Origin of the sequence: Solimonas marina (assembly GCF_012241385.1) — a bacterium.
Classification (GTDB): domain Bacteria; phylum Pseudomonadota; class Gammaproteobacteria; order Nevskiales; family Nevskiaceae; genus Solimonas; species Solimonas marina.
In genome coordinates, this window is the sequence record NZ_JAAVXB010000003.1 from 90,546 (window position 1) to 117,478 (window position 26,933).

At 64.9% G+C, this 26,933-nt stretch carries 24 protein-coding genes; 16 read left to right on the forward strand and 8 right to left on the reverse strand.

Annotated elements, in window-relative coordinates; all coding sequences use genetic code 11:
• The first annotated feature begins 124 nt into the window (after positions 1-124).
• From glnA to ntrC, 4 genes are all read left to right on the forward strand, one after another.
• Complete coding sequence (glnA, locus tag G7Y82_RS06620; RefSeq protein WP_168147250.1) at positions 125-1,534, forward strand: glutamate--ammonia ligase; 1,410 nt, start codon at positions 125-127, stop codon at positions 1,532-1,534.
• Between the two features lie 121 nt (positions 1,535-1,655).
• Positions 1,656-2,174, forward strand: a complete 519-nt coding sequence (locus G7Y82_RS06625) for a DUF4124 domain-containing protein (protein WP_168147251.1) — start codon at positions 1,656-1,658, stop codon at positions 2,172-2,174.
• Positions 2,175-2,264: 90 nt separating this feature from the next.
• Positions 2,265-3,332, forward strand: a complete 1,068-nt coding sequence (glnL, locus tag G7Y82_RS06630; RefSeq protein ID WP_168147252.1) for a nitrogen regulation protein NR(II) — start codon at positions 2,265-2,267, stop codon at positions 3,330-3,332.
• Positions 3,329-4,819, forward strand: coding sequence for a nitrogen regulation protein NR(I) (gene ntrC, locus G7Y82_RS06635; protein ID WP_168147253.1), 1,491 nt, complete (start codon positions 3,329-3,331; stop codon positions 4,817-4,819). Before glnL ends, ntrC begins: the two co-directional genes overlap by 4 nt.
• 258 nt (positions 4,820-5,077) lie before the next feature.
• Here ntrC and G7Y82_RS06640 read toward each other — a convergent pair whose 3' ends face one another.
• Positions 5,078-6,298, reverse strand: a complete 1,221-nt coding sequence (locus G7Y82_RS06640; protein WP_240954126.1) for a helix-turn-helix transcriptional regulator — start codon at positions 6,296-6,298, stop codon at positions 5,078-5,080.
• A 264-nt stretch (positions 6,299-6,562) separates the two neighbouring features.
• Here G7Y82_RS06640 and G7Y82_RS06645 point away from each other — a divergent pair, with 264 nt between their 5' ends.
• Together G7Y82_RS06645 and G7Y82_RS06650 are read left to right on the forward strand one after the other, a co-directional pair.
• Positions 6,563-6,952 (forward strand): steroid Delta-isomerase, encoded by a 390-nt coding sequence (locus G7Y82_RS06645; RefSeq protein WP_168147254.1) that lies wholly within the window; start codon positions 6,563-6,565, stop codon positions 6,950-6,952.
• Positions 6,949-7,419 carry a nuclear transport factor 2 family protein gene (locus G7Y82_RS06650; RefSeq protein WP_366515623.1) on the forward strand — a complete coding sequence of 157 codons (471 nt, stop codon included), beginning with the start codon at positions 6,949-6,951 and terminating at the stop codon, positions 7,417-7,419. The genes G7Y82_RS06645 and G7Y82_RS06650 overlap by 4 nt, the downstream gene beginning before the upstream one ends.
• Positions 7,420-7,491: 72 nt before the next feature.
• On the opposite strand, the gene G7Y82_RS06655 is transcribed toward G7Y82_RS06650, so the two are convergent.
• Positions 7,492-8,607, reverse strand: a complete 1,116-nt coding sequence (locus tag G7Y82_RS06655; RefSeq protein WP_168147255.1) for a 3-ketosteroid-9-alpha-monooxygenase, oxygenase component — start codon at positions 8,605-8,607, stop codon at positions 7,492-7,494.
• 420 nt (positions 8,608-9,027) lie between these two features.
• Between G7Y82_RS06655 and G7Y82_RS06660 the strand changes: the two genes are divergently transcribed.
• The 5 genes from G7Y82_RS06660 (at position 9,028) to G7Y82_RS06680 (ending at position 14,293) form a co-directional block, all read left to right on the forward strand.
• On the forward strand, positions 9,028-10,191 hold the full coding sequence (locus tag G7Y82_RS06660; protein ID WP_168147571.1) for a flavin-dependent monooxygenase: 1,164 nt from the start codon (positions 9,028-9,030) through the stop codon (positions 10,189-10,191).
• 67 nt (positions 10,192-10,258) lie between these two features.
• Positions 10,259-11,995: an FAD-dependent oxidoreductase gene (locus G7Y82_RS06665; RefSeq protein ID WP_168147256.1), complete on the forward strand. Its 1,737-nt coding sequence runs from the start codon at positions 10,259-10,261 to the stop codon at positions 11,993-11,995.
• Between the two features lie 81 nt (positions 11,996-12,076).
• Positions 12,077-12,787, forward strand: coding sequence for a DUF4197 domain-containing protein (locus tag G7Y82_RS06670; RefSeq protein WP_366515624.1), 711 nt, complete (start codon positions 12,077-12,079; stop codon positions 12,785-12,787).
• On the forward strand, positions 12,784-13,485 hold the full coding sequence (locus G7Y82_RS06675) for a class I SAM-dependent methyltransferase (RefSeq protein ID WP_168147258.1): 702 nt from the start codon (positions 12,784-12,786) through the stop codon (positions 13,483-13,485). The genes G7Y82_RS06670 and G7Y82_RS06675 overlap by 4 nt, the downstream gene beginning before the upstream one ends.
• A 55-nt stretch (positions 13,486-13,540) precedes the next feature.
• The gene (locus tag G7Y82_RS06680) at positions 13,541-14,293 is read left to right on the forward strand and encodes an SDR family NAD(P)-dependent oxidoreductase (protein WP_168147259.1); all 753 of its coding nucleotides are present in this window, start codon (positions 13,541-13,543) and stop codon (positions 14,291-14,293) included.
• Between the two features lie 18 nt (positions 14,294-14,311).
• On the opposite strand, the gene adhP is transcribed toward G7Y82_RS06680, so the two are convergent.
• The 3 genes from adhP to G7Y82_RS06695 all read right to left on the reverse strand — a co-directional run bounded on the left by adhP (position 14,312) and on the right by G7Y82_RS06695 (position 17,590).
• Positions 14,312-15,325: an alcohol dehydrogenase AdhP gene (adhP, locus tag G7Y82_RS06685; protein WP_436286664.1), complete on the reverse strand. Its 1,014-nt coding sequence runs from the start codon at positions 15,323-15,325 to the stop codon at positions 14,312-14,314.
• 29 nt (positions 15,326-15,354) lie between these two features.
• Positions 15,355-16,875: an acetaldehyde dehydrogenase ExaC gene (exaC, locus tag G7Y82_RS06690; RefSeq protein WP_168147261.1), complete on the reverse strand. Its 1,521-nt coding sequence runs from the start codon at positions 16,873-16,875 to the stop codon at positions 15,355-15,357.
• Positions 16,876-16,966: 91 nt separating this feature from the next.
• Complete coding sequence (locus G7Y82_RS06695) at positions 16,967-17,590, reverse strand: TetR/AcrR family transcriptional regulator (RefSeq protein ID WP_168147262.1); 624 nt, start codon at positions 17,588-17,590, stop codon at positions 16,967-16,969.
• A gap of 119 nt (positions 17,591-17,709) precedes the next feature.
• On the opposite strand from G7Y82_RS06695, the gene G7Y82_RS06700 reads away from it, so the two are divergent.
• Together G7Y82_RS06700 and G7Y82_RS06705 are read left to right on the forward strand one after the other, a co-directional pair.
• Complete coding sequence (locus G7Y82_RS06700) at positions 17,710-18,267, forward strand: hydrolase (RefSeq protein ID WP_168147263.1); 558 nt, start codon at positions 17,710-17,712, stop codon at positions 18,265-18,267.
• Positions 18,260-19,351: an AbrB family transcriptional regulator gene (locus tag G7Y82_RS06705; protein ID WP_168147264.1), complete on the forward strand. Its 1,092-nt coding sequence runs from the start codon at positions 18,260-18,262 to the stop codon at positions 19,349-19,351. Before G7Y82_RS06700 ends, G7Y82_RS06705 begins: the two co-directional genes overlap by 8 nt.
• On the opposite strand, the gene G7Y82_RS06710 is transcribed toward G7Y82_RS06705, so the two are convergent.
• A complete protein-coding gene (locus tag G7Y82_RS06710) occupies positions 19,324-20,241 on the reverse strand; it encodes a class I SAM-dependent methyltransferase (protein WP_168147265.1) in 918 nt (305 codons plus the stop codon). The genes G7Y82_RS06705 and G7Y82_RS06710 overlap by 28 nt on opposite strands.
• Positions 20,238-21,017, reverse strand: coding sequence for an SDR family NAD(P)-dependent oxidoreductase (locus tag G7Y82_RS06715; RefSeq protein ID WP_168147266.1), 780 nt, complete (start codon positions 21,015-21,017; stop codon positions 20,238-20,240). The genes G7Y82_RS06710 and G7Y82_RS06715 overlap by 4 nt, the downstream gene beginning before the upstream one ends.
• A 245-nt stretch (positions 21,018-21,262) precedes the next feature.
• Here G7Y82_RS06715 and G7Y82_RS06720 point away from each other — a divergent pair, with 245 nt between their 5' ends.
• Both G7Y82_RS06720 and G7Y82_RS06725 read left to right on the forward strand, forming a co-directional pair.
• Positions 21,263-23,533 (forward strand): TonB-dependent receptor, encoded by a 2,271-nt coding sequence (locus G7Y82_RS06720; RefSeq protein WP_168147267.1) that lies wholly within the window; start codon positions 21,263-21,265, stop codon positions 23,531-23,533.
• A 210-nt stretch (positions 23,534-23,743) separates the two neighbouring features.
• On the forward strand, positions 23,744-24,364 hold the full coding sequence (locus G7Y82_RS06725) for a class I SAM-dependent methyltransferase (RefSeq protein ID WP_168147268.1): 621 nt from the start codon (positions 23,744-23,746) through the stop codon (positions 24,362-24,364).
• Between the two features lie 19 nt (positions 24,365-24,383).
• On the opposite strand, the gene G7Y82_RS06730 is transcribed toward G7Y82_RS06725, so the two are convergent.
• Entirely contained in the window at positions 24,384-24,698 is a 315-nt protein-coding gene (locus tag G7Y82_RS06730) for an EthD family reductase (protein WP_168147269.1), read from the reverse strand.
• A gap of 219 nt (positions 24,699-24,917) precedes the next feature.
• On the opposite strand from G7Y82_RS06730, the gene G7Y82_RS06735 reads away from it, so the two are divergent.
• On the forward strand, positions 24,918-26,831 hold the full coding sequence (locus G7Y82_RS06735) for a DUF1302 domain-containing protein (RefSeq protein WP_168147270.1): 1,914 nt from the start codon (positions 24,918-24,920) through the stop codon (positions 26,829-26,831).
• Positions 26,832-26,933 lie beyond the last annotated feature (102 nt).

The following is a 26,933-nucleotide window of genomic DNA, read 5'->3' on the forward strand; positions in this document are numbered from 1 at the left end:
GCACCGGGTCGAATGACGTATACGGGTTTTCAACCAGTGTCTGGCATGCTTCATGCTGGATTCAGCCCCGCGACAGCCGGTCCCCGGCGGCGTCCGATTTTTGTAAGTCCCTAAGGAGAGACCCATGTCGGGTAGCGACGTACTGAAGACAATCAAAGACAAGGAAATCAAATACGTAGATTTCCGCTTTTGCGACACGCGTGGCAAGGAGCAGCATGTCACCGTGCCTTCGCACACCATCGAGGAAGAGCTCTTCACCGAAGGTAAGATGTTTGATGGCTCGTCGATCGCCGGCTGGAAGGGCATCAACGAGTCGGACATGATCCTGCTCCCGGAAGCTTCGACGGCGTTCATCGACCCGTTCTTTGAAGACCCGACGCTGGTGCTGAGCTGCGACGTCATCGAGCCGGCCACCGGTCAGGGCTATGGCCGCGACCCGCGTTCGCTCGCCAAGCGCGCCGAGGAGTATCTGAAGTCGACGGGTATCGCCGATACCGCGTTCTTCGGCCCGGAAAACGAATTCTTCATCTTCGACTCCGTCCGTCACGGTTCGGACATGTCGGGCAGCTTCGTTCATATCGACTCGACCGAAGCCGCGTGGAATGCGGGCAAGGAATACGCCGAAGGCAACACCGGCCATCGTCCGGGCATCAAGGGCGGCTACTTCCCGGTGCCGCCGGTCGACAGCCTGCAGGACATCCGCTCGGCCATGTGCACGACGCTGGAAGAAGTCGGCATGCCGACCGAAGTCCATCATCACGAAGTCGCGACCGCCGGCCAGTGCGAAATCGGCGTCAAGTTCGGCACGCTGACGAAGAAGGCCGACGAAGTCCTGAAGCTCAAGTACGTCGTCCAGAACGTTGCGCATCAGTTCGGCAAGACGGCGACCTTCATGCCGAAGCCGATCGTCGGTGACAACGGTTCGGGCATGCACGTCCACCAGTCGCTGGCCAAGGACGGCAAGAACCTGTTCTCGGGCGACAAGTACGGCGGCCTCTCGGAGCTCGCGCTGTACTACATCGGCGGCATCCTCAAGCACGCCAAGACGATCAACGCGTTCACCAATCCGGGCACGAACAGCTACAAGCGTCTGGTGCCGGGCTTCGAAGCGCCGGTCATGCTCGCCTATTCGGCGCGCAACCGCTCGGCGTCGATCCGCATCCCGTACGTGGCCAACCCCAAGGGTCGCCGCATCGAAGTGCGCTTCCCGGACTCGCTGGCCAACCCGTACTTCGCCTTCGCGGCGATGATGATGGCCGGCCTCGACGGCATCCAGAACAAGATCCACCCGGGCGAAGCCGCGGACAAGGATCTCTACCATCTGCCGCCGGAAGAGGATGCGAAGATCCCGCGCGTCTGCCACAGCCTGGACATGGCGCTGGAATCCCTCGACAAGAACCGCGAGTTCCTGACCAAGGGCGGCGTGTTCACCGACGACCTGATCGACGCGTACATCGAACTGAAGATGCAGGAGGTCACGCGGTTCCGCATGACCACGCATCCGATCGAGTTCGACATGTACTACTCGCTCTGATCGAGTCTGTTGCGGTACCGAATGCCCCGCCGACCGGCGGGGCATTTTCTTTTGTGCGGCGGCTGGCGGGTGCGGTGCTTTTCGTGCCGCCACCACCTAAGCTGCAGCCATGAAGCCTTTGATGCTGTTCGCGGTGGGGCTGGCGCTGACGGCGACCTTCGTGGCCACCGCCGGCGAGCCCGTCTACCGCTATATCGACGCCGACGGCGTCGTGCACTACACCGATCGTGCACCGGAGCGGAACGCGCGGCCGCTCAAGCTTGAAGCGCCGTCCGGTACGACGCCATCGCGACCGCCGGCTTTCTATTCGGCGGAGGCCCTGCGTGAAGCGGCGCGTTTTGCCGTACGCATCGAGTCGCCAACGCCCGGCGAGCGGGACGTCGAAGCGCACGGAGCGGTCGCCGCGGCCAGCGTCATGCCGGGCTTGGTTAGTGGTTTTCACCTGGTTTATCAACTGGATGGAAAATCTCTGAGCCCGCAGCCCGTCGATGATCTGAGTGTGTCGATGGGGGCGTTGGCGCCCGGCCGGCACACCTTGGTCGTGGTGCTGCTGGACGATCGCGGCGCCGAGCGCGCCCGGTCGGTACCCGCCGTCTTCGACGTGCCAAGCGCCAGTTTGGCCAACAACGCACCAAGATAATCATTAAGCACTATAGTGGTGCATGGCGGGCGGTGCCGATGTCCGGTTCCTGTCCAATTCCATGGCCTGCATCTTGCGTTGGCTTGGCCGATGAAACTGGGAGTGCGCAGTCGCGTAACCGCGGACGACGTATATGACGGTCTGACCACCTCGGTGGTGTCCGTCGACGAGGGCCTGCGTGTGTCGACGATCAATTCAGCTGCTGAGGGACTGTTCGAGGTGTCGCGCCGGCTGGTACTCGGCGCGCCCGTGGTCGAGGCGATTCCGCATTTCGTGCCGCACGAGCGGCGTCTGCAGGCGGCGATCGACAGCGGCACCGGCTTCATCGAACGCGAGCTCAAGCTCAGCCGCAACGGCACGGCGACGCTGACGGTCGACCTGACCGTGACGCCGTTCATCGTCGGCAAGAAGCCAGGCCTGCTGATGGAAATGCAGACCGTCGATCGTCATCAGCGCATCTCGCGCGATGGCACGTTGCAGCTGCAGTTCGATGCCAGTCGCGAGTTGATCCGCGGCCTGGCGCATGAAATCAAGAATCCGCTCGGTGGCATCCGCGGCGCCGCGCAGCTGATGGAACACGAGTTCCCGGACTCGCAGCATCGCGAATACACGCGGGTGATCATCCGCGAGGTCGATCGCCTGCAGAACCTCGTCAATCGCATGCTGGGGCCGAATCGCGCGCCGCAGAAGTCGTTGATGAACATCCATGAGCTGCTCGAGCACGTGCGCCGCCTGGTGCAGGCCGAGGCGCCGCCCGAGGTGGCGTTGCTGCGCGACTACGACCCGAGCATTCCGGAAGTCGTGGTTGACCGCGAACAGATCATCCAGGCCGTCCTCAACGTGCTGCGCAATGCGCTCAACGCGGTCGGCAATGACGGCACGATCACGCTGCGCACGCGCGCGCGACGCCAGCTGACGATCGGTGGCGCGCGACACAAGCTGATGGTGCAGATCGACATCGAGGACAGCGGTTGTGGCGTGCCCCCGGACATGATCGAGAAGATCTTCTATCCGATGGTGACGACCAGAGCGACAGGCACCGGGCTTGGCCTGCCGCTGTCGCAGTACCTCATTCATAGCCATGGTGGCCTGATCGAGTGCCGTTCCCGGCCAGGCTGCACGGTGTTTTCCATTTATCTGCCGATCGAGTCGACATGAGCGTGCTGAATGTCTGGATCGTGGACGACGATGAGTCGATCCGCTGGGTCATCGAAAAATCGCTGAGCCGTGCCGGCATGCAGGTCACCAGCTTTCCGGGCGCCGCCGAGCTGCTCGACGCGCTGGCCGACGAAGTGCCGGACGTGCTGGTCTCCGACATCCGCATGCCGGGTGTGGATGGCCTGACCCTGATGACGCGCGTCCACGCGGCGCACCCGGAACTGCCGGTCATCATCATGACCGCGCATTCCGACCTCGACGCCGCGGTGGCGTCGTACAAGGGCGGCGCCTTTGAATACCTGCCGAAGCCGTTCGATGTCGACGGCGTTGCCGATCTCGTGCGCCGCGCCGCGCGTACTCGAGAGACCCAGGACGAGGTCCCGATCGAGGCGCCGGCGACGATGATCGGCGAAGCGCCGGCGATGCAGGACGTGTTCCGCGCGATCGGCCGTTTGTCGCAGTCGCACATCACGGTGCTGATCACCGGCGAGTCGGGCACCGGCAAGGAGCTTGTCGCGCGCGCACTGCATACCAACAGCCCGCGCGCGAGCCGGCCGTTCATTGCCATCAACACCGCGGCGATTCCCAAGGATCTGCTCGAATCCGAATTCTTCGGCCATGAGCGCGGCTCGTTCACCGGCGCCGCCACGCAGCGCAAGGGCCGTTTCGAGCAGGCCGACGGCGGCACCTTGTTCCTCGACGAAATCGGCGACATGCCGGCCGACCTGCAGACGCGCCTGTTGCGCGTACTGTCGACCGGCGAGTTCTACCGTGTCGGCGGTGTGGCGCCGATCAAGGTCGACGTGCGCGTCATCGCCGCGACCCATCAGGATCTCGACGAGCTGGTTCGGCAGGGCCGCTTCCGCGAGGACCTCTATCACCGTCTCAATGTCATTCGCGTACGCATTCCGCCGCTGCGCGAGCGCCCCGAGGACATTCCGCAGCTGGCCCGATCGTTCCTGCTGCGTGCGTCCGAGGAGTTGAAGACCGAGCCCAAGCGCCTGCGCCCCGACGTCATCCAGCGGTTGAAGACGTTCGCGTGGCCCGGCAACGTGCGTCAGCTTGAAAATATCTGTCGCTGGCTGACCGTCATGGCGCCAGGGCAGGACGTGCACCCGCAGGACCTGCCGCCGGAGCTGATGCAGGCGCCGACGCGGATGACGACGGTCGAGCCGACGCCGGCGATGGCCCCCGTCGCGATGGCGACGGCCGAGCCGGTGGAGATGCCACGCACCGCCGCCGTCAGCGCTGAAGCGCACGACCTGCCGAACTGGAATGACAGCCTGCAGGAATGGGCGCGGCGCGAACTCGCCGCCGGTCATAGCGATCTGCTCGGTACGGCGGTGCCGCTGTTCGAGCGGACCATGATCGACGTCGCGCTGAGCGTGACCAAGGGCCAGCGTCAGGAAGCGGCCAAGCGTCTCGGTTGGGGCCGCAACACCCTCACGCGCAAGATCAAGGAACTCGGCATGGAGGAAGGCGAGTAGTCGCTCGCGTGCGGCCCTTCGTGTTGTGGCCGTGGTGCCACGGCGACGGCCGCCAGCAGCGAAAGACCTGGCCCGTGTGACGCGGTACAACAGCGCCCGCTAGAGATTCGCCAACGCGCAATCGGAGTGAATGGTTGACGCGGGTGGAGTCCTAAAGATTTGGGGTGGGGGAAACGGACCTTGAGTCCGATGTGGGTGCGGTAAACAAAAAAGCCGACGGTGGGAGCCGTCGGCTTTTTTCTTTGACGGCGCTTTGCGTCAGCCGATGCTGAGCACGCTGTTGAGCAGCAGACGGACGAGCATGGTTTGCCGCGTGACGCCGGTCTTGCAGAAGATCGAGCGCAGATGCGTGCGCGCGGTGTTGCGCCGCACGTTCATCTTCTCGGCGGCTTCGTCGAGCGTGAAGCCCTCGGTCAGCAGCAGCGCCAGTTGCGCTTCCATGCGGGTCAGGCCGAACAGGCGGCGAACCAGCTCCTGCGACGGCTGTGCGGCATTCGATTCCGGGTCGCGCAGGAATACCGCAACGGCGGGGCGCTGCTTGCTTTCCGACCAGCGGCCGAGCGGAATCGTGCGGACCAGGATGCCGAGCTTGGCGCGACCGGACGGCCGCGTCACGGCCATCGCTTCGACCATGCCCGGACCTTCGCTACTGTTGCCGTTGTCGGCAATCGCGCCACGCAGCATGCGCTGCAGCTCGCGGCTTTCATTGCTGCTCTCGACGCACAGCGTGTTGCCGGCCAGCCAGATGCCATCCTTCTCGGCGAGGATGCGGCGTGCTTCCTGGTTGGTCTCAATGATGTTGCCGTTGGCGTCGAAGCTGACCATGCCGAGCAGCATGCGATTGACGGTGCCGGCGAACAGCGCGCGCTCGCACTCGAGGAAGTCGAGACGCGCATGCAGCTGGATCGAGCGCTTCAGGTGCGGCAGTAGCAGTCGCACCAGCGATTTGTCCTCGTTCGAGAACGGCTCGGCGTCCGGGCCGCGCGTCACGCGGAAGCGACATTCGATACCGTCGCGCGTGTAGATATCGGCGCCGAGCAGATGGCGCACGTTGATCGGTTCGAGAAACTCGCGGAAATATTCGCTCTGTCGCCACTGCGGGCCAATCAGTTCTTCGGCCGAGAACACATCACCTTCGGCCAGCCGCACGAACGGATCGGCAGCGAAGAAATGTGTTTCGTAAGACTCTATGCCCTGCGCGGTGGTCGGCCCGGTATTGATCATGATGCCGGTGCTGTCCGAAGACGGCGGGCGCAGCATCAAGGTGACATGTGATGCGGTCAGCACCTCGCGCAGCTTGAGCATGGCGGTCTGCCATGGCGGGCTTTCGGTGGGACCTTCGTAGATGGCGCCGAGCAGCGCGTCCATCTGTTCGAGCTGCACCGGCTGGGGCTGACGTGCCCTGGCGGTGCTGAGACTGGCCCGCTTGCCGGCAACGACAGCGCGGGTGCCGGACATCCGTTCGGCGGTTACGGCCATGACGACTCCTCCTTGTAATGTACCTGCGCCGACATTTTCCGGGGTCCGCTCATCCTCTTCAGGGACTTTTGCGAATCGGTTCTCAAAATGTCGGATGGCCAAGGAATAGCCCCTTCTACAGGGGGCGTCAAGGCCCGTGGCGCCACTGCCCACGACAATAGAGCTTTATTTACCACTCCCCTTCATCCGGACGGACGAATCCTGCCGGACGGAAGGCCCGCAGCATGAGCGCTCCGTTTGCCGCCATTCACGGGAGAGAGATTCGTGCCCAGCGAGACAGCGATGAAGGCCGCCATGCAGGCATACATCGACGGCTTCAACCGGGCCGATGCGCAAGGCATCGCCGACTTGTACAGCGACGATGCAACGGTCGAAGACCCGGTCGGCAGTTCGCTCAAGTCCGGCAAGGACGCGATCCGCAAGTTCTACGAACATTCGATCGCGACCGGCGCCAAGCTCAAGCTTGCGGCGCCGATCCGCGGCTCGCACGGTAATTCGGCGGCGATGGCCTTCGATGTCGAACTGAACATGCCGCAGGGTGCGGCGGTGATCCGCGTGATCGATGTGATGACCTTCGACGACGCCGGCCGTTTCACGTCGATGCGCGCCTTCTGGGGCCCTGGCGACATGCAGATGAGCGGCGCGCCGACGTGAACGACGCCGAACTGCGCTCGCTCGCTGATCGCCTCGCGCTCGAGCGTCTGGTCGTCGATTACGCCTACGCGATCGACGAGCGCGCGTTCGAGCGTCTGGATGCCTTGTTCATGCCGAACGCCTACATCGACTATCGCGCGATGGGCGGCATCGACGGGCGCTGGCCGCAGATTCGAGAATGGTTGCCGCAGGCCCTCGCGATTTTTCCCGCCTACATGCACTTCAACGGCAATCTGCGCTTCGACATCGACGGTGATGTCGCACGCGGCACCATCGCCTGCTTCAATCCCATGGTGTTGCCGACCGTCGACGGTGTTCCCGGTGAGACCATGTTTCTCGGACTCTGGTATCACGACCGTTACGAGCGCAGTGCCGACGGCTGGCGCATCAGCGAGCGCATCGAAACGCGCTGCTACGACTTCAACACTCCCGAGGCGTTCCGGCAGGCAATGCGCGCCTCGCGCTAACGGCGCAGCGGCGAAGAAAGCGGGGCTCGCACGACGGCGAGCCCCATTTCCACCCCCGCGCCCCGATCCGATTCAGCCATTGGCTGCCATCGGCAGTGCCGCCTCGCTGGCCTGCCGCATGTCGTCCGGTGCCGGCTCCATGCCGCGCGGCACGTGCACCCCTTCGACCTGACGCAGAAATTCGTGCTTGCGCGCACGCGCGTTGTAGAACTGCTTGTACCAGATGCGCTGCAGGCGAAAGGCGCCGTCGCCCTGCACGAACATGCCCTGGAAGCATGGACGCTTGTGCTTCCAGACCTCGAAGTCCTGCGCGAATGCCGCGAGTGCCATGTCCTGATACTGGCGCGCGGCAGCGTGGTCGTCAGCGGTGGCCGGGCGGCCGTCGTGTGTACGCACCAGCAAGGCGTGCCAGACATAGGTCGAGCCGTCGTCGACCGGCGTATGGGCAATGAAGATGTACGAGTCGTACAGCCCGCTCATGCGCGTGATCAGTATGCTCGGGCCGTGATAAACCGCTTCGGTGACCAGCATCGGTCCGCCTTCCGCGACCAGCGTGCGGTGGCCGCCGCCCATGCGTTGGATCGCCAGGTGGCCGCGGAACTCGTTTTCGAAGAACTTGGTCTTCGAGCCGTGCACCGGACCGAAGTGCGCCGCGTCGGTGATGTTGTCGACGATCTCCTGCGGATGCACGTCGATCTTGCCGAGATCATCGAACGTCCATTGCGTCCATGCCGGGTCGTCCCATTCCGGCAGCGACGGCGCGTCCCATTCCGGTTCGCCGCCCTCGGCGTCGTGCCAGACGAACACCGCGCCCATGCTTTCGACGACCGGCCATGAACGCACCTTCGCTGCCGGCGGAATCGGCCCGCTCGAATACGGAATCTGATTGCACTTGCCGTCCGCGCCGAAGCGCCAGGCGTGATAGGGGCAGCGGATCGAATCGCCTTCGACGGCGCCATCCTGGGCGACGTAGGACGTGGTGTTGCGCGCCAGGTGCGTGCCCATGTGCGGGCAATAGGCGTCGAGCAGGATCACGCGGCCGCTGTCCTTGCCGCGATACAGCGCGAAGTCCTGGCCGAAGAAGCGCACGCCTTGCGGCTTGTCGGTCACCTTGGCCGATTCGGCAACCATGAACCAGCCGCGAGGGAAGGTGTGATCGCCGAGTTTGTAGTCCTGCGAGGTCGCCATGCGGCGCTCCTGTTCAATCGTCAAATCTTGAATGTGTGCGATCGACGGTTTTGCGATCGTGGGGTCAGTGTGGGCAGCGGCCTGGGTGGTCACATCACCCGTTTGAATGAAGTGTCGTGTCGTACGCAAAACCCCTTTTATTTCCTACAAAAGCGAGGGGCATCTGCGGCCGCATCAACAGTACGAACCGGCATCGAAAGCAGGCCCCTTCTCAACGCGAACGTCGACAGAATTTGAACGGCGGCACGCCTCGATCGTCTGCCGGGGCTCCCCAATTCGGACGAGGCTCGGGCCGGCGAATGTGTGTGAAAACAGCAGCCGCTATCGAAGCGCCGCCGCAATGCCGATGTTGCGGTGTGCCGACACAGGAGATTCGTCGTGCCGAGCCAAGCCCCCCAGAAGAGCAGCGGGACCATCCCGATGTCCCCCGATGTGTTGATTCAGCGTGCCCGCGACATGGTGCCGACGCTGATCAGCCGTGCGAAGCAGGCCGAGGAACAACGGGTGGTGCCGGCCGAAACCGTCAAGGAGATGGAAGAGGCGGGCTTCTTCCGTGTCCTGCAACCCAAGCTCTACGGCGGCTACGAAATGGACCCGCAGGTCTTTTACGACATCTGCATGACGCTGGCCGAAGGCTGTATGTCGACGGCCTGGATTTACGGCGTGATCGGCGTGCACAACTGGCAGATCGCGCTGTTCGACCCGCGCGCCGCGGCGGACGTCTGGAAGGACGACAGCAACGTGCGCATCGCCTCGACCTATATGCCGAAGGGGCAGGTGACGCCGGTCGAAGGCGGCTTTCGCTTCTCGGGGCGCTGGGGCTTTTCAAGCGGCTGCGATCACTGCGACTGGATCTTTCTCGGCGGCCTGATCTTCACCGACGGCCAGCCGCCGGAGTACCGCACCTTCCTGCTGCCGAAATCGGACTTCGAGATCATCGACACCTGGCACACCATGGGCCTGAAGGGCACGGGCTCCAAGGACATCGTCGTCAAGGACGTCTTCGTTCCGGAATACCGCACGCATCGCGGTCTGGACGGCTTCATGGGCACCAATCCCGGCCGCGATACGTTCACCGCCGACCTCTACAAGCTGCCGTTCGGGCAGATCTTCGTGCGCGCGGTGTCGTCGGCGGCCATCGGTGGCCTGCAGGGTGCGCTCAACACCTTTCTCGACTTCGCCAAGGTTCGCGTCGGCGACATGGGCAACAAGACCTCGGAGCAGCCGCCGGCGCAGCTTGCTGCCGCGGACGCGGCGCTGGCCATCGACGAGATGAAGCTGATCCTGCACCGCAACTTCGACGTGCTGATGGGCAAGATCCGCGCCGGTGAAGCGCTGACCGACATCGAACAGCGCGTACATTTCCGCGCGCAGGCGGCTCAGGTCGTCGACCGTTGCGCCAAGCATGCGTACGCACTGTTCTCGGCCTGTGGCGGGCGTGGCATCTTCACGGATTTTCCGCTGCACCGGTACCTGTTCGACATCTATGCGGCGCGCGGCCATTACGCGAACAACCCCGATCAGTTCGGCCGCAACTACGGCGCGATGCTGCTCGGTCGCGAAAACACCGACGTGTTTATCTAAAAGCGAAGCAAGCGTCCGGTTCAAGCGCGCGTCGTCGCGCGCGGGCAAAAACCAGCAGGTGGCGAGCATGGGTGTCGGCGAAGCGAATCATTGGGATCAGCAATACGATGTGATCGTCGTCGGCTCCGGCGGCGGCGGCATGACCGCGGCGCTGTGCGCGAAGGCGCAGGGCTTGTCGGCGGTCGTCATCGAAAAATCGGACAAGTACGGCGGCACCAGTGCGGTGTCGGGCGGCGGCATCTGGATTCCGTGCAATGACGACATCGCCAAGGCCGGCGCCCACGATTCCTTCGATGAGGCGCTGACCTATCTGAAGCGGGTGATCGGCAACGGCGTGCCGCAGGCGCGCATCGAGGCCTACCTGCGTAATGGACCGGACATGGTTCGCTATCTGGCCGACACCTTCGACGTGCGCTTTCACAGCGTGCCGAAGTATCCGGATTACTACCCGAACCAGCCCGGCGGCAAGGAAGGCTGGCGCTCGATGCAGCCCGACGCCTTTGATGGCGCCAAGCTCGGCGCCGAATTCGACCGGCAGCGCGAGTCATTCAAGGGCACGCTGCTGATGGGGCGTATCGCCATGGACCAGATCGAGGCGCATACGCTGTTTTCGCGCGGCCCCGGCTGGATCCGCCTGACGTTGAAGCTGGTACTCAAATACTGGTTCGATTTCGCGTGGCGGCGCCGCACGCATCGCGATCGTCGTCAGGTGTTGGGCCAGGGCATGGTCGCGGCGTTGCGTTATGCGATGCTGCAACACGATGTGCCGCTGCAGTTGGATACCGGGCTCGAATCGCTGGTCGAGGACAACGGCCGCGTGGTGGGGGTGGCGGTGACGCAGAACGGTCGTCCGCTGCGCTATCACGCGCGGCGCGGCGTGATCCTCGCGTGCGGTGGCTTCGAATCCAACCAGCAGATGCGCGAGCAGTATCTCGCCAAGCCGACCACGACCGAGTGGACGGCGGCGCCGCCGATCAATCATGGCGACGGCATTCGCGCCGGCCAGCAGCTCGGCGCCGCGATCGATCTGATGGACAAGGTCTGGGGCTCGCCCACCGTCGCCAAGCCGGGCGCCAAACAGCAGATCACGCTGTTCGTCGAGCGTGGCATGCCGGGCTGCGTGGCGGTCAATCGCAAGGGCCAGCGCTTCGTCAACGAAGCTGCGGCCTATCCGGATTTTCGCGACGCGATGTATGCCGATGACGCCAAGGGCAACGGCTGCGTGCCGTGCTGGCTCGTGTTCGACGCGACGTTCCGCCACAAGTATCCGATGGGCATCTTTTTGCCCGGACAGATCGAGCCCGATTCCAAGCTGCCGAAGGACTGGCTCGACAAGGTCTACTACCGCGCCGACACGCTCGACGCGCTGGCGCAGAAGATCGGCGTCGACGCGACGGGCCTGAAGGACTCCGTGGCGCGCATGAACGGGTACGCGAAGACCGGTGTCGACACGGAATTCCACAAGGGCGAAACGGCAATCGATCGTTACTACAGCGATCCGTCGGTGAAGCCGAATACCTGTCTCGGGCCGATCGTCAAAGCGCCGTTCTACGCGGTGGCGCTGTGGCCGGGCGAGATCGGCACCAAAGGCGGGTTGGTGACCGATGCGCGGGCGCGCGTGTTGCGTGAAGACGGCAGCGTCATCGCCGGTCTGTATGCGACCGGCAATACGTCGGCGGCGGTGATGGGGCCGACCTATGCCGGTGCCGGTTCGACACTGGGGCCGGCCATGACCTTCGGCTACCTCGCGGCACGCGATCTGGCCAACGCGGACGCTGGGCAGGTCGCACGCGCAGCCGCCTGAATCACGCGCGGCGGATGCCGTAGACTCGGACGTCCGATCACAAGGACGATCCCGATGCGCCCCTTGCTTGCGATAACCGCCGTGGCCTTGCTGACTGTCAGTGCCAGTGCGGCAGCCGACTGGAGGAGCAGCCTCAAGAACATGCTCGGTCAGGCGCAGCAGTCGTCGGCCGGGACCGCAGCGCTCGACAACAGTCAGATCGTCGCCGGCCTGCGCGAGGCCTTGGCGCAAGGCACGACCCAGGCGATCAATTCTCTGGGCAAGACCGATGGCTTCTGGAAGAACGCCGCGGTGCGCATCCCGCTGCCGCAGCCGCTGTCCGGTATCGAGTCGACGCTGCGCCAGTTCGGCCAGGGACCGAAGCTCGACGAATTCCAGCTGACCCTGAATCGCGCCGCCGAGAAGGCCGTGCCGCAGGTGGCGGACATCTTCGGCAACGCGATCCGGCAGATGAGCGTGACCGATGCGCAGGCCATCCTCAAGGGCTCGGACGATGCGGCGACGCGCTACTTCCAGCGCACGACCAGCGCGTCATTGAAGGCCAAGATCCTGCCCATCGTCCAGAACGCGACGGCCAGTGTCGGAGTGACGCAGGAATACAAGGCGTTGTCGACCAAGGCCGGGCCGTTCCTGCAACTGGCGGGAAAGACGTCGCCGGACCTTGACGGCTACGTCACCGACAAGGCGCTCGATGGTCTGTTCACGACCATCGCCGAAGAGGAAAAGCGCATTCGCGAGAATCCCGCAGCGCGTAGCACCGAATTGCTGAAGAAGGTTTTCGCTTCGCAGTGAGCGCGCCGCCATACAGCGACCTGCAGGTTGTCGCGTCATGGCATGACAACGCGCTGGCCTGGACCGATGCGGTCCGCGCACAGCAGATCGAGAGTCGGCGGCTCGTTACCGATGCCGCCATCGTCGACGCGGTCGTCGGCCGTGCGCCGCAATCCTTGCTCGATGCCGGCTGCGGCGAAGGCTGGCTGATGCGGGCGCTGAGCGGCCGGGTGCCGCGTTGCATCGGTACTGATGTGGTGCCGGCACTGGTCGAGCGGGCGGCGGAGGCCGGCGGTGGCGATGTGCACCTGGCCTCTTATGAGGACCTCGCCGCCGGCGCGCTGGGTCTCAAGGTCGATGTGGTCGCCTGCAATTTCGCGTTGATCGGCGATGATTCGACGCGCGCGCTGTTTCGCGCCGTGCCGCGGCTGCTGACGGCCGGCGGCGCCTTCATCGTGCAAACCCTGCATCCACTCACGGCCTGCGGCGACCAGCCGTATGTCGATGGCTGGCGAGCGGGCTCGTGGTCCGGTTTCGGCCCGGCGTTCCGCAATCCGGCGCCGTGGTATTTCCGCACGCTGTCGTCGTGGCTGGCCTTGTTCCAGCGGCATGGCCTGGCCGTGCGCGAACTGCGCGAGCCGCGGCATCCGGCGACCGGCAAACCGGCGTCGGTGATCTTCATCGCCGAGGCTGACGCCCCGAATCTCACGCACACGTAGCAGGCGCGCCGCGCAGCGCTCGCCGATCCTGCAGGTCGAAATCGAGGAGGCGGCGATGAGACTGCAGGGCAAAGTGGCGCTGGTGACCGGCGCCGGACAGGGGGTGGGACAGGGCATTGCGTACGCATTGGCCACCGAGGGCGCAAAGCTGGTGGTGACCGGCCGGACGCTGGCCAAGCTCGACGCCACCGTTGCCGAGATCATGCGTCGTGGCGGGACGGCACTGGCCGTCGCCTGCGACGTCCGTGATGCTCAGGCGCTCGAGGCCGTCGTCGCGCGCACGGGGCAGGCCTACGGCGGCCTGAACATCCTCGTCAACAACGCGCAGGAAGTGCCGCTCGGCACCTTGGCGCAGCTCGACGAGGCGGCGCTCGCGGTAGGCTGGGAGTCCGGGCCGCTGGCGACCTTTCGCCTGATGAAGCTGGCCTATCCGCACCTCAAGGGCGGCGGCAACATCGTCAATCTGGCGTCGCCGGCGGCGATGCGCTGGGATGCCAGCGGCTACGGTGCGTACGGCGCGGTCAAGGAAGCGATCCGGCAGCTGTCGCGCGCCGCCGCCTGTGAATGGGCCAAGGATGGTATTCGCACCAACGTCATCCTGCCGCTTGCCGACTCTCCGGCGATGGCAGGGTGGACGCGCGAGCGTCCCGACGAAGCCGCGGCCTTCATCGCCACCGTGCCGATGCAGCGCGTCGGCGCCTGCGAGGCGGACATCGGCCGCTTCGTCGTCACGCTGTGCAGCGACGATTGCGCCTACATCAACGGCCAGAGCATTGCCGTCGACGGCGGCCAGGCGTTTCTCGGCTGAGCCGGCCGGCGCTGGCACTCAGCGCATGTCGATGACCACGCGGCCTTCGATGTGACCGTCGTTCATGCGGCGGAAGATGTCATTGATGTCGTCGAGCTTGGCCGTCGCGACCGTGGCTTTGACACGACCGTCGCCGGCGAAGTCCAGCGCCTCCTGCAGGTCGAGCCGCGTGCCGACGATGGAGCCGCGCACGGTGATGCCGCCGAGCACGACATCGAAGATCGGTAACGGGAAGCTGCCGGGCGGCAGGCCGTTGAGCGAGATCGTACCGCCGCGGCGGACCATGCCCAGTGCCTGTTCGAAGGCCTTCGGCGAGACGGCGGTGACGAGCACGCCGTGCGCGCCGCCGATCTCCTTTTTCAGATACGCGGCCGGGTCGGTAGCCGCGGCGTTGACGGCGACGCTGGCGCCGAGCTGACGCGCCAGCGCCAGCTTGTTCTCGTCGACGTCGACGGCGGCGACCTTGAAGCCCATCGCGTGCGCGTACTGCACGGCCATGTGACCGAGACCGCCGATACCGGAGATCACCACCCAGTCGCCGGGCTTGGCGTCGGTCACCTTCAGACCCTTGTAGACGGTGACGCCGGCGCACAGTACCGGCGCGATCTCGACGAAGTCGGCACCGCGTGGCAGATGGCCGACATAGTTCGGATCGGCGATCACATATTCGGCGAAGCCGCCGTTCACCGAATAACCGGTGTTGAGCTGGCTCTCGCACAGCGTTTCCCAGCCGCCGAGGCAGTGCTCGCAGTGGCCGCAGGCCGAATACAGCCACGGCACGCCGACGCGGTCGCCCTCCTTGACGTGGGTGACGCCGGCGCCGACGCCGGATACGTAGCCGACGCCCTCGTGGCCGGGAATGAACGGCGGTTCGGGCTTGACCGGCCAGTCGCCGTGCGCGGCATGCAAATCGGTGTGGCAGACGCCGGATGCCTGAATCTTCACCTGGATCTGACCGGGGCCGGGCGTCGGCACCGGCACGTCCTCGATGATCAGCGGCTGGTGGAATTTGTGGACGACGGCGGCTTTCATCATGGCCATGCTTATGGACTCCGTCAGGATCAGAACAGGCCGAGCGGCTTCGTCGAATAGCTGACGAGCACGTTCTTGGTCTGCTGGTAGTGGTCGAGCATCATCTTGTGCGTCTCGCGGCCGATGCCGGACTGCTTGTAGCCGCCGAACGCGGCATGTGCCGGATACGCGTGATACTGGTTGACCCAGACGCGGCCGGCTTCGATCGCGCGGCTGCTGCGATAGCCGCGATTGGCGTTGCGGCTCCAGACGCCGGCGCCGAGGCCGTAGCGCGTCTGATTGGCGATGGCGATCGCCTGCTCCTCGTCCTTGAACGTCGTCACCGCGAGCACCGGTCCGAAGATTTCCTCCTGGAAGATGCGCATGTGGTTTTCGCCGTAGAACACGGTCGGTTCGAGGTAGTAGCCGCCGGCCAGGTCGATGGCGACGTCGGCGCGCGCGCCGCCGGTCAGCAGCTCGGCGCCTTCGTCATGACCGATGTCGATGTAGTCGAGAATCTTGTCGAGCTGTTGCTTGGAATTCTGCGGGCCCATCATGGTCCGCGGGTCGAGCGGATTGCCGACGCGGATGTTCTTTACGCGCTCGATGGCGCGCGCCATGAACGCCTCGTAGATGTCTTCGTGGATCAGTGCGCGGCTCGGGCAGGTGCAGACCTCGCCCTTGTTGAACGCGAACAGCGCCAGCCCTTCGATCGCCTTGTCGAGGAACTCGTCATCCTCGTCCATCACATCGGCGAAGAACACGTTCGGCGACTTGCCGCCGAGTTCGAGCGTGACCGGAATCAGGCTGTCGGCGGCGTGGTGCATGATGCCGCGGCCGGTGCTGGTCTCGCCGGTGAAGGCGATCTTGGCGATGCGCGGGCTGCTGGCCAGCGCCTCGCCGGCTTCGCTGCCGTAACCGTTGACGATGTTGAGCACGCCGGGCGGCAGCACGTCGGCGATCATTTCGGCAAAAACCAGAATGCTCAACGGCGTGTTGCGCGATGGCTTGAGCACCACGCAGTTGCCGGCGGCCAGCGCCGGCGCCAGTTTCCACGCCGCCATCAGCAGCGGGAAGTTCCACGGAATGATCTGGCCGACCACGCCCAGCGGCTCGTGATAGTGATACGCGACCATGTCCGGGTCGATCTCGCCGATCGAACCTTCCTGGGCGCGGATGCAGCTGGCGAAGTAGCGAAAATGATCAATCGCCAAGGGCACATCGGCTGCCGTCGTTTCGCGGATCGGCTTGCCGTTGTCCCAGGTCTCGGCGACGGCCAGTTCGCCGAGTTGCGCTTCCATGCGATCGGCGATGCGATTGAGCAGGCGCGCGCGTTCGGTCACCGACGTGCGTGCCCAGCCGCGCCGCGCGCCATGTGCGGCATCCAGCGCGCGCTCGATGTCGCGCGCATCGGAGCGCGGCACCTGCGAGAGCACCTGGCCGTTTACCGGCGAGACCTTGTCGAAATAGCGGCCTTCGACCGGCGCACGCCAGGCGCCGCCGATGAAGTTCTCGTAGCGAACCTTGAACGGGTGTTGCAGCGTCTCGCTGCCGGACTGCGGCATGTCCATAAAGCCTCCTAGGACAGGGCGGTCCTCGCGGGCCGCGACGGGGGATGCCCGTCAGGCTAGGCCTGTACGGCCGCGCGGTCCTTGACGCGGATCATGTCGCGGCCGTCGTGCTTTTGCTTGCGGCCAGGTGCTGCAGATAGGTGTGGACCAGCACGCGTAGTTCGCGAAGCGGCGCGCAACGCGGGCCGCCCTCGGCGATGCAAATCGTCGCCGCCGTCTTCATCTGGTACTGCAATACTGCGGCCGCACGATCGAGCTGTACCGCGGCCAGCTTTGGCAGAAAAGCGGCCAGTGCGGCGCGCACGCCGCGGCGCATGCCCTCGCGCATCGCCGGCTTGTCGGCATTCGGATGCGCGTCGAGCAGCGCGACCATGGCTTCGCGCTCGTCGCGCAGGTCGACCAGGACGTCGAGCAAGGCATCGCCGAACTGTTGCGGCGTCATTTGCGCGGCACGCGCCTCGATCGCCGCCACCAATTCGCGAATGGTGTCGGAGTAACGGCTGAACAGCGCCTCGGCCAGCGTCTCCTTGTTCGGGAAGAACTGATAGAGCGAGCCGATCGGCGCGCCGGCACGGGCCGCGACCTCAGTCATGGTCGTCGCTGCGTAGCCCTTTTCAGCGAACAGTGCGGCCCCGGCTTCAAGCAGCGCGGCGACGCGCTGCTTGCCGCGCTCGCGCTGCGGGGCCTTGGCGGTCGGTGATATCGGTTTTGACATTTATGAGGAACTCCTCATATATTATCCGAACGTGAGGATAACCTCATATTAATCGTTCCGTCTTCTTGCTGTTGGCCGGCGTCCACCACGCGGTCAATGGCCCACCCCGAGGAAACGTCATGGCCACACTGGACCCCCGCCGTACCGCGCTTGTTCTCATCGATCTGCAGAAGGGCATTGTCGCAATGCCGGTGCAGCCCTACAGCGGTCCGCAGATTCTCGAGCGCTGTGTCGAACTCGCCGGCAAATTCCGCGACGCCGGCGCACTGGTCGTGCGCGTGCACGTCGGTTGGTCGGCGGACGGCGCCGATGCCCTGAAGCAGCCGACCGACGCCGGCTTTCATGGCCCGCTGCCGGCCGACTTCGATGCGTTCATGCCGGACATCGTCGACGATCGCGATGTCGTCATCCGCAAGCGTCAGTGGGGTGCGTTCCATGGCACCGAACTCGATCTTCAGCTGCGCCGCCGCGGCATCGAGCACATCGTGCTGGCCGGCATCGCCACCAATATCGGCGTCGAGTCGACCGCGCGTTCGGCGTGGGAGCACGGCTATCAGCTGACGGTGCTCGAAGATGCCTGCTCGACGTTTTCGGCGGAGATGCAGGACTTCGCGTTCAAGACCATCTTCCCGCGTTTGGGGCATGTGACGACGCGCGACGAGATCGTGCTTGGCTGAAGTCGGCCCCGAGCCGTCACGGCGACCGACGCCGGGGCGCTATGCCGCGTTGCTGGCGGTGACGCTGCCGCTGACGGTGGCGCTGCACTTGGCCGGCCTGCCGGCGGCGTTTTTGATCGGCCCGCTGTGTGCGGCCATCGCGCTGGCCGTGCGCGGCCGGCCGGTCGCCGTGCCGAACGCGTTGTATCTCGCGGCGCAGGCGATGCTGGGGTGCATGATCGCCGCCGCCGTCACGCGCGAGGTGCCGGCGTCGTTCCGGCAGGGCGCGCCGCTGTTGGTTGTTGCGGTCGCGTTGCCGGTATTGCTCAGCGCCTTGCAGGGCTATCTGCTGAGTCGTTGGCGCTTGCTGCCGGCGACCACCGGCGTCTGGGGCAGTTTGCCCGGCGCGGCGTCGGCGATGGTGGTGATGGGCGAAGGCTTTGGCGGCGATCCGCGCCTGGTTGCCTTCATGCAATACCTGCGCGTGCTGTGTGTGGCGATCGCTGCCTCGGTCATCGGCCTGGTCTTCGTGCAAGGACCGCAGCATGCGCACGCGACGGTCTGGTTTCCGGCACTGGATCCGCTCGCATTGATGGTCACCCTGGCCATCGGTGGCGTCGGCGCGTGGCTGGGCTTGCGCCTGCGTATTCCGTCAGGCGCGCTGTTGATGCCGATGGCGATCGGTCTGATCGTGCACCTCGGCAATCTGGCGCCGATGCAGTTGCCCGAGTGGGTCTTGGTCGGCGGCTACGCATTGCTCGGCTGGAGCATTGGCGCGCGCTTCACGCGCGAAGCGCTGATCTATGCCCTGCGCCTGTTGCCGCAGATCCTCGGCGCCATTGCCGTGCTCCTGGTGTTCTGCGGCGTGCTGGCGTGGATGGTCACGCTGCTATTGCCTATCGATCCGCTGACCGCGTATCTGGCGCTGTGCCCGGGCGGGCTCGACTCGGCAACGATCATTGCCGCCTCGACGCATGCCGATCTGCCGCTGGTCGTGCTGCTGCAGACCTTGCGCCTGATGATCGTGGTGATCGCCGGCCCGGCGCTGGCGCGGCTGGCCGCGACGCGCGCGCAGGCCTATTTACGGCGCGCCGACGCGGGCTGAGCGTCGGCCATGCGCCGCTGCCGTGGCGATACGGCTGATGTCCACGCTTCGAGAATGCGGACGGCGTCGCCACCGCGCGTCGATGCGTAGCATCGCGTCGCGTCGATCTCGTCGGCGGCAATCGCACGGACCTGCGTGAAGCCGGCGGTCCGCAGTGCCGCGTCAGCCTCGGACGTCGTACTGAAGTGGAGGTGCATGCGACCGCGCACGAAGCGGCCCAGCAGTGCGCCGAAGGCGGCCAGCGCCGGATGCGTGCGCCGCTCGCGAAGGTACAGATCGCTGAGATAAACCCCGTTCGGAAATCGCGACAGCGTGGCGGCGATGCGGCGCCAGACCGCGCGCGCGGTGTCGTCGTCGAGGTAGTTCATCAGGCCTTCGCTGACGATCGCGGTGCCAACGGTCGGGTCCAGGGTCGCGGCGACCGCCGCCAGCGATTGCGGTCCCTCATCGGCGAGCACGTCGACGGTGACGACACGGTGCCGAGCCGAAAGCAGACCGGCCTCGTCGAGCATCATGTGCTTGGCATCGGCCATTGCGGCCAGATCGGTCTCGACATAGTGCAGGGCGGGCCCGTATCGACGGCAGAACGCCCAGCCGCGCGGCGACAGGCCGGCGGCGATCTCGATGACCTGGCCGATGCGACCGTCGTCGATCGCCGCCTGCAGGCGCGCGTCGAGGCCGCGATGCCGGGCCAGCATCAAGGCTTCGATCGAATAGCCACTGAGTGTCTTGGTTCCGCGCGCGAGCAGATCGAACGCAAAGTCGATGCGGCGCCCGCGGCGCGTCGCGAACGCGGCATGCGACAGCCCGTGCCGATACCAGAAATAGCCCGTCGCATAAGCGGTCGGGCTGATCGTCTCGCCGTGCTGCGCCACGGTGTCGCAACTCAAACGCCGGGCGCGCCAGGGAAGCCGACGTAGTACTGGCCGGTCAGCATGCCGCCGTCGACGGCGATCTCCGCGCCGCAAAGATAGGACGAATCGTCGCTGGCCAGGAACAGCGAGGTGCGCGCCACTTCGTCGGCGTCGCCGACGCGTTGCAACGGCACCATGGCGTAGCGCTTGTTGACCTCGGCGCGTGCCTCCGAATAGGGATTGCCCATCGCCGTATCGATCCCACCCGGATGGATGGAGTTGACGCGTACGCCGCGATGTCCGTATTCCATCGCCGCGACGCGGGTCAGGCCGCGGATGCCCCATTTACTGGCGCTGTAGGCGCCGAGGCCGTTGGCGCCCTTCATGCCGTCGACCGACGACACGTTGACGATGCTGCCGCGTCCGCGCGCCAGCATGTGTGCGCCGACGATCCTGACACCGAGAAAAGTGCCGAGCAGATTGATGTCGATGACGCGCTCGAATTCACTTTTCTCGGTTTCGGCCAGCGTGCGGAACACAAGGACGCCGGCATTGTTGACGAGGACGTCGACCGGACCGAAGACGTCGGTGGCGGTGTCGAGCACCTGTTGCCACTGCGCTTCGTCACGGACGTCATGCGCGACGAAGCGTGCCGCCGTGCCGAGTTCGCGCGCGAGTGCGGCGCCATCGTCCTCCAGGACATCGCTGATCACCACGCGCGCGCCCTCTCGGACGAACAGACGGGCAGTGGAGGCACCCATCCCGCGCGCACCACCGGTGATGATGGCGACCTTGTCGCGCAGTCTCGACATTGGCATCTCCTCGTGCGTGCCTGCACGGTCTTCGCCGTGCGCGTCCCATCGTGACATGCGCCAGAGGCGGCGGGCCTCGTCCGGATGTGCGAAGGCCTCCCGCACTTCTCGTCTTTCCGGATGAGGGACGCGCCGCGGTGAGCGCCGACGATACCCAGCGCAAGTTGCCGCGACGTACGGCGACGCAGACGCCGCAGGGGGAAGACCGGCGCCGTCGAACCCGACACACGCAAATGAGGAGAGTCATGAGCCACTTCGAACGCAGGCGCCCCGGCGCTGCCGCCATGCTGTTGCCGTTGCCGCTACTGTTTTGCCACCCGGCTGTCGCGCAGGATGCGCCGCCGGCACAGCCGGCCGATGCCAGCGACAAGATCGCTGAAGTCGTCGTTACCGCGCAGCGCCGCGAACAGAAGCTGCAGGACGTGCCGATCGCCGTGACGGCGCTGAGCGCCGAACAGGTGCAGGATCGCGGCATCCAGAACGTCAGCGACCTGTCGGCTTTGGCGCCGGGCCTGCAAATCAGCAAGACCGCATCGAACACGACGATCTCGCAGATCACGATTCGTGGTTTGTCGCAGATCAACCCCGCGATCTACTGGGACCCGGCGGTCGGCATTTATGTCGACGGCGTCTATATCGGCAAGGCGCAGGGCTCGGTCTTCGATATCGTCGACCTCGAGCGCGTCGAGGTGTTGCGTGGCCCGCAAGGCACGCTGTACGGCCGCAACACGCTGGCCGGCGCCATCAACCTGATCACCAAGCGCCCGTCCGGCGAGTTTGGCGGCACGGTCAGCGTCGAGGCCGGCAACTACGATGCGCTGACCACCAAGGCCAGCATCGACCTGCCGAAGATGGGCATCGTCAGCATGTCGCTGGCGGCGCGCCAGGAACAGCGCGACGGCTGGGTCAATACCTCACGCGACAGCTCGACCAGTGAGCTCAACAATCGCAACGGCAACGGCCTGCGCTTCGCTGCCGACTTCGACTTTGCGCCGTCACTGCTCGGCGAATATCGCTTCGACCGCAGCGTCGTCGACCAGACGCCGAACTGGGATCAGCTGTATCGCATCGATACCGACTTCGGCATTTATCCCGGCCTCACCGATTACGCGTCGCACCAGCGCCAGACGCACGCCGATCTCGACGCGCCGATGTTCGAGAAGGCGCGCATCATGGGCCACGCGTTCACGCTGAACTGGGACGCCGATGACGCCAACACCTTCAAGTCCATCACCGGCTATCGGACCATGCGCTGGGACGATTCGCTGGACCTCGACGGTTCGCCCAATGATGTCGCGTTCACGCAGCGCTTCACGCATTACCACCAGTTTTCGCAGGACCTGCAGTGGCTCGGTCATACCGATCGCCTGAACTGGGTCGGCGGCCTGTACTACTTCGGCGACGACGGTGACACCGATAATCCGCAGCACTTCTTCAGCCACTCGGCCAACTACGATTCGAGCTATGGCACCAAGACGCACGCGTATTCGGGCTATGGCCAGCTCGACTACAAGCCGCTCGATCCGCTGACCCTCAGCGCCGGCCTGCGCTACACGCGCGAGAAGAAGGATCTGACGCGGACCTTCGGCATCGTCGGCGCGGGCGATTATCTGATCCCGCCCGGCACGTCGGCGCACAAGACCTTCAGTGCGACGACGCCAATGGCCTCGATCGCGTGGCAGATGACGCCGCACGTCAACACCTATCTGCGCTATGCCGAAGGCTTCAAGAGCGGTGGCTTCAACGGCGAGTACAGCGATCCGACCGCTAGCTCCGAAGACAACATTGACGAAACCAAGACGCCGTTCAAACCGGAGAAGCAGCGCAGCTACGAACTTGGCAGCAAGACCACCTGGCTCGACGGCCGTGCGCTGCTCAATGCCGCCGTCTACTACAACAAGGCCAAGGATCTGCAGGAATCGATCTTCCTCGGTCAGGGCGCAGCCGCGACCAGTGTCCGCAACGCCGGCAAGGCGACGATCTACGGTGCAGAACTCGAAGGCCAGCTGTCACTCGGCCATGGCTCTCGGCTCGGCTTCAACTACGCGTATCTGCACACCAAGTACGACCAGTTCATCGACGAAGGCCAGGACGTCGCCGACAACCGTGCGTTCGTCCATGCGCCGAAAAACACGGCCAACGTCTATCTCGATCTGCGTCTCGCGCACTTCGAGTTCACCGATCTGCGGGCCCTGGTCGATTACGCGTATACCGACTCGTTCTACACCTATGCCTATCAGCTCAGCGGTCCGGGCGACGCGCGCTACGATGCGAGCAAGCAGGTGGCGGGCGATACCGAGGTTCCATCGACGAGTTTGCTCAACCTGCGCCTGGCCTTGGCCAACATGAAGCTCGGCAGCAATGCGATCGGTGAGGTGGCGGTCTGGTGTCGCAACGTCACGGACGAAGACGCGCCGACCAACTTCATCGACTTCGGGCCAGCGTTCGGCAATCTGACGGTCGCCAACTTCAACGATCCGCGGACCTTCGGGATCACAGGCATCGTGCGCTGGTAAGTGCAGTGCACACGGTCACCGAGGCCGTGTGCACCGGTTTCGATGGAGGCGCGCCCGGCGCCGTATCGCTGGGCGCGTGGCTGTGCAATGCTGTGCTGGGGTTCCGATTCGGATCAGCGCATGTCGACGACTGCATTTCCTCCATCTTCTGGCGCCTGCCTCGGGCGGCCGCCGCGGCATCGTGGGTGAGGGGCTAGGGTGAGCGGCGGCATGCGCGCCTGGTACGAGCGGCATCTGCTGCCATGCCTGCTCGACATCGTCTGCGGCATGCGGATGATTCGACGCCAGCGGCAGGCGGTCGTGCCGACCGTGCAGGGCCGGGTGCTGGAGATCGGCATCGGCACCGGCCTCAATCTGGAGCACTACGACCGGACGCGCATCTCGACCGTGATCGGTCTTGATCCCGGCGTCGACATGCATCCGCTTGCACAGCGTCGCGCCCGGCGCTTGGGGCTGCCGGTCGAGATCGTCGGCCTGTCGGCCGAACGGATTCCGTTCGACGATGCCAGCTTCGACACCGTGCTGGTCACTTATTCGTTGTGCACCATTGCCGACCCGCTTGCTGCGTTGCGCGAGATGCATCGCGTGCTGCGCGCCGAGGGGCGGCTGGTCTTCTGCGAGCATGGCCGCGCACCAGAGGCTGCGGTGCAGCGCTGGCAGCAACGCCTGACGCCGCCATGGTCGAAGATCGCCGGCGGCTGCCATCTCGATCGCGATGTCCCGGCGTTGTTGGCGCAAGCCGGCTTTCGCACCATCGAGCTGCAGACCGGCTACCTGCCCGGGCCGCGCCCGTTCACCTACCACTACTGGGGGAGCGCGACGCCGCGTTGAGCGGCGCCGCGCACGCGGCTCAACCGACCACGACCTCGCTGATCTGCAGGACCGGCTGCAGGTCGGTGTAGTTTGGAATGTCGCCGAGAATTTCCTGGGTGTGCGGACCGAAGCCGCGCTGGAAGTCCTCGACCGAATCGCAGTAGATGTGGCACATGCCGACGTAGGTGGCCGGCGCATCCGGCGCGCCGCCGGCCAGGCCACGATCGATCGTGTAGTACTTGCACAGGTCGCCCATGCGCGCCTTGACCAGCGGCAGATGCTTGTCGCGGTAGTAGTCGTGATCGAATCGCGCGCCCGGCGTATTCGGATACATCACACTGACCTTGATCATCGGTTTTCTCCTCGTGGGTCTATGGGTGCCGGGTCACGGCAGTGCCCAGTATGCCGGCACTGACGACGCGCTGTCGCGCGAGCCGTCAGCGGACGGGGCCATCATGGCTACTCATTTCGGGTGAGGCCCTGTCTGCGCGCTACTCCTACGGTTACGCCTGCGGTAAATCCGAAAAGATTCCGGGGAGACGAGCCGATGCAAAAGCCGGCCGCAAGGACAATGAAAAAATCAGGGTGGGTGGCGCTGCTGGCGTCGATGGGCGTCGGTCTTTCGATGTCGGCACATGCCGGCTCTTTCGACTTCGGTGCCGACACGACGCTCGACTACAAGGCGACGGTCAACTACGGCCTGGCGATCCGCACCAACAGTCAGGACAAGCGCCTGATCAATGCGCCGGTCGAGGAGTTCACCTCGGAGCTCTTCCCGACGCTGCCGGACGATCAGCCGCAACAGATCTTCCGCTTCGAGCGACAGGGACTTTCGCAGTCGAAGAATTCAGATGACGGCGACCGCAACTTCGACAAGTGGGCGCTGATTCATAACCGGCTCAGTGCCTACGGCGAACTGCAGTTGCATCACAAGGATTACGGCGCGGTGCTCAGCGGCTCGGCGTTCTACGATGACGTCTACCATCATCTCAACGACAACGATTCGCCGGACGACGTCAACAAGTTCGGACCGGACGGCCTGACGCCCGACCCGAACTATCGCAAGTTCACGACCGAGACCCGCTTCCGCGACGGTCAGCGCGCGCGCCTGCTCGAAGCCTATCTGTACGGCAGCTGGTACATCGGCGATCAGGGCATGCTCAACGTCCGTATCGGCCAGCAGCTCGTCGCCTGGGGCGAAAGCCTGTTCCTGTCCGGCATCGCCAGCGCGCAGAGCCAGGCTGACGCGACCAAGGCCTTCGTGCCCGGCACGGAGATCAAGGACATTCTGCTGCCGACCAATCAGATCGCCATCAACTACGGTGTGAACTACGATCTGACGCTGCTCGGCTACTACAAGTTCGACTTTCGCGAAAACGAGATTTTCCCGGAAGGCGACTACTTCTCGCCGTCCGATGCGGTCGGCCCGGGCTCGCGCTTCGTCTATGGTTCCGCCAACCCGCTCTACGGCGGCCCTGGCAGCTGTCAGGGTTTGCTGACCAATCTGTCGGTGGCCGGCGTGCCGACGCCGGTGACGCCCGCCATCGAGAATCTGGTCTGCGACGTGGTGCTCGCGCCGCTCGGCCAGTTGTCGAATGCGCCGCCCTACATCTACACCTATCGCGGCAAGGACATCACGCCGAGCAAGTGGGGGCAATGGGGCGTTGGCGTCAAATACCAGGTCACGCCGACCACCAACATCGGCCTCTACCATCTGCGCTATGACGACGCCAACCCGTCGGTGAAGTACAACGTTGGCTACGCGCCGTTCGGCTATATCGGCAATACCGCGGTGACGACGCAGATCATCAACCAGCTGGTGCCGACCAGCTACAACGTCAAGTACTACAGCGGTATCCAGATGACGTCGCTGGCGTATTCGACGACGCTGCTGGGCCTCAACGTTGCCGGCGAAATCAATTATCGCGACGGTGCGCCGACGCCGATCGAAACCGAGATCTCCGGCCACCTGAGCCCCGTCTACACGCGCTCCAAGAGCACGCAGGCCCTGTTGTCGGCGATCTACGCCGGCAATCCGCGCATGTTCTTCAACGATCTGGCGATCGTTACCGAGGTCGGCTATCTGCACATGAACAGCGTCGACCGCGTCGACTCGTCGCCCGGCATCATCGTCGTCGACGGCGGCAAGAAGCTGTTCTACAACCGCAACGCGTACGGCGGCAATGTGCTGGTGATTCCGACCAAGCACAACTTCGCGCCCGGTTGGGACTTGAGCACGCCGATGACGTTCGCGTACCTGAAGGGCAATCCGGCCATCGCCGGCTCGTTCGGCGCGCTGTACGGCGACGGTGACATGCGCGCCAGTCTCGGCGTCAGCATGACCTATCTGGAAAACACGCAGTTCGCGTTCGGCTACAACTGGTTCTTCGGTGATGCCGGCAAGACCATCAAGGACAGCACGCTGGCCGCCAACCCCTACGTCGATCGCGACTATGCGACGTTCAACATCAAATACAACTTCTGATCGACATCGCCACTGCTTGGCGGTGGATTACCGTTTCCCGGCGGATTCGCCGGGTCTCACCTGCGCGGTCGGACTCCTCCGCCGCGCAGGTGCTTTTGTCGC

Coding starts and splice junctions, on each gene's coding strand:
- G7Y82_RS06720 (WP_168147267.1), top strand. CDS start 21,263: ATGAGCCACTTCGAACGCAGGCGCCCCGGCGCTGCCGCCATGCTGTTG.
- G7Y82_RS06640 (WP_240954126.1), bottom strand. CDS start 6,298: ATGGCCGTAACCGCCGAACGGATGTCCGGCACCCGCGCTGTCGTTGCC.
- exaC (WP_168147261.1), bottom strand. CDS start 16,875: ATGGACATGCCGCAGTCCGGCAGCGAGACGCTGCAACACCCGTTCAAG.
- G7Y82_RS06655 (WP_168147255.1), bottom strand. CDS start 8,607: ATGGCGACCTCGCAGGACTACAAACTCGGCGATCACACCTTCCCTCGC.
- glnL (WP_168147252.1), top strand. CDS start 2,265: ATGAAACTGGGAGTGCGCAGTCGCGTAACCGCGGACGACGTATATGAC.
- G7Y82_RS06625 (WP_168147251.1), top strand. CDS start 1,656: ATGCTGTTCGCGGTGGGGCTGGCGCTGACGGCGACCTTCGTGGCCACC.
- G7Y82_RS06700 (WP_168147263.1), top strand. CDS start 17,710: ATGGCCACACTGGACCCCCGCCGTACCGCGCTTGTTCTCATCGATCTG.
- G7Y82_RS06725 (WP_168147268.1), top strand. CDS start 23,744: ATGCGCGCCTGGTACGAGCGGCATCTGCTGCCATGCCTGCTCGACATC.
- ntrC (WP_168147253.1), top strand. CDS start 3,329: ATGAGCGTGCTGAATGTCTGGATCGTGGACGACGATGAGTCGATCCGC.
- G7Y82_RS06660 (WP_168147571.1), top strand. CDS start 9,028: ATGTCCCCCGATGTGTTGATTCAGCGTGCCCGCGACATGGTGCCGACG.
- glnA (WP_168147250.1), top strand. CDS start 125: ATGTCGGGTAGCGACGTACTGAAGACAATCAAAGACAAGGAAATCAAA.
- G7Y82_RS06680 (WP_168147259.1), top strand. CDS start 13,541: ATGAGACTGCAGGGCAAAGTGGCGCTGGTGACCGGCGCCGGACAGGGG.
- G7Y82_RS06665 (WP_168147256.1), top strand. CDS start 10,259: ATGGGTGTCGGCGAAGCGAATCATTGGGATCAGCAATACGATGTGATC.
- G7Y82_RS06735 (WP_168147270.1), top strand. CDS start 24,918: ATGAAAAAATCAGGGTGGGTGGCGCTGCTGGCGTCGATGGGCGTCGGT.
- G7Y82_RS06715 (WP_168147266.1), bottom strand. CDS start 21,017: ATGTCGAGACTGCGCGACAAGGTCGCCATCATCACCGGTGGTGCGCGC.
- G7Y82_RS06730 (WP_168147269.1), bottom strand. CDS start 24,698: ATGATCAAGGTCAGTGTGATGTATCCGAATACGCCGGGCGCGCGATTC.
- G7Y82_RS06695 (WP_168147262.1), bottom strand. CDS start 17,590: ATGTCAAAACCGATATCACCGACCGCCAAGGCCCCGCAGCGCGAGCGC.
- adhP (WP_436286664.1), bottom strand. CDS start 15,325: ATGAAAGCCGCCGTCGTCCACAAATTCCACCAGCCGCTGATCATCGAG.